General features: G+C 66.6%; 2 protein-coding genes. One reads left to right on the top strand and one right to left on the bottom strand.

Annotation, left to right across the window (positions count from 1 at the left end):
* Window positions 1–109: 109 nt before the first annotated feature.
* Window positions 110–298 carry an integrase core domain-containing protein gene (locus OM076_RS44440; protein WP_372518150.1) on the bottom strand — a complete coding sequence of 63 codons (189 nt, stop codon included), beginning with the start codon at window positions 296–298 and terminating at the stop codon, window positions 110–112.
* A 429-nt stretch (window positions 299–727) separates the two neighbouring features.
* Between OM076_RS44440 and OM076_RS44445 the strand changes: the two genes are divergently transcribed.
* Window positions 728–1,549 (top strand): alpha/beta fold hydrolase, encoded by an 822-nt coding sequence (locus OM076_RS44445; RefSeq protein WP_270046735.1) that lies wholly within the window; start codon window positions 728–730, stop codon window positions 1,547–1,549.
* The last annotated feature ends 216 nt before the right edge of the window (window positions 1,550–1,765 follow it).

Consider the following 1,765-nt stretch of genomic DNA (forward strand, 5'->3'; position numbering starts at 1 on the left):
CTCACGCGTCGTGATCCACGACCGCTACCACCGCACACACCTCAGCGCGGCCCGCGGGCAAGGCGCCGGATGAACCGCCCCGGCTTCGTTGGAGGCTGTTGTTAGTGAGTTAGAAGATTGTCGATACATGTTGCTCGTACTGCGCTGGGGAGAGCCTGCCGCAGGCAGAATGCAGGCGGCAGGTGTTGAACCAATCGACCCATTCCAGCGTGGCCGGCTCGACGTCTGAGAGCGTCTTCCGCGGGCAGCTCGCTGAGACCTTCGCGCAGCGCCGCGCGGGCGACGCGATCGCGTCGATGCGGTCGGAGTTGCCGCGTTCGCGCCCGCCGCGACGGGCGTCGGCGGTTGACTTGGAGAGACCCCAAAAACCCCTGAACTCATGTCAATCGATGCCAGCCGTGGCCGAGCTGGAGGAGGCTATCGAGCGAACATGTGGCGCAATAGCGCAATCCCTCCACGAAAAGCGGGTACCGAGGACTCCGGGCGGTCGACGTGAATTTGGTTTATTCCGGAGTCGCGGTCGGTAGAATCACCGCGGAGGGCATCGATCGCGACGTCGACCCGCAGCGGGGTGGCGGCACGATCTGACTTCTGAGGGTTCTACTCATCCCCTGCCGCTCGAAGCTCCCGGACGGTGCTCAGCATGCACCAGTCTCCCGAGCTGCAGACAGCCCACCGCAGGGACCGGCATGACTTCACTTGCCGCCCCAACCCGAAGGAGACACCCATGAGCACCGCAACGATGGCCCCGCAGCTTCGCCTGCGCGACGCCTATAAAGGGCCCGCCTGGTCGGCCGCGGGTGACGGCCCACCATTGCTGCTCATTGCGGGGCTGGGGCTCGACGGGAACAGCTGGTGGCGCAGCATTCCCGGCTTCGCCGAGCAGTTCCGGGTAATCACGTTCGACTACCGAGGCGTGGGACGTTCTGGCCGGGCGCCGATGTTCTGTAGCACCGACGATCTGGCCGACGACGCCGTCGCCGTCCTCGATGCGGCAGGGGTCGAGAGCAGTCTCGTGTACGGATTCTCACTCGGCGGCATGGTCGCGCAGCGCCTGGCTCTTCGTCACCCGGCCCGCGTCAGGGCGCTCGTACTCGGGGCCACCCAGGCTGGCGGGCCTCACACGGTGCCGCCACCGGCGACAACGCTCGCGTATCTCTGGCGGGCGAGATTCCTCTCCCGCGCGGCCGCCGCCGAGGCCGCCATCCCCCACGTCTACGGAAAACGCTGCCGCCGGGAAACCCCGGAACGCATCGCCGCAGACCTCGAGCAACGACGCCAGCGACGGCTCGACCCCGACGCGTATCGGGGACACGTCGCCGCAGCGATGATGCACGACGCCTACCGCAACCTCCACGCCATCGACGCCCCCACCCTGGTCGTCCACGGAGAGGACGATCGACTGATCCCCAAGGCAAACGGCAAGTCGATCGCGCGAACGATTCCCGATGCTCGGCTGCACCTGATCCCTCACGCCGGCCACTACTACGCAACTGACGAGCCGAGCGTGGACGGACTCATCGCCAGATTCTTCGCGGAATGCCAGTGAGCGCCCACAGGCGTGCCTGATCGCGTAAGTCGTCATCGGCCACCAAGCGTGCGGTCAACGACGACGAGCAGATGTGCGGGAAAGCCGCACCGACGGCGTGGACCTCCCCGATGCCGCTCGGCAAGTGCGTGCCTAGCGTGCATCCGGCGACCCATCCCACGGCGGAAGGAACCACCATGAGCACCATCTTGATCGGCGTCGACGAGTCCACGCGAT

It is taken from the genome of Solirubrobacter ginsenosidimutans, from assembly GCF_027587205.1.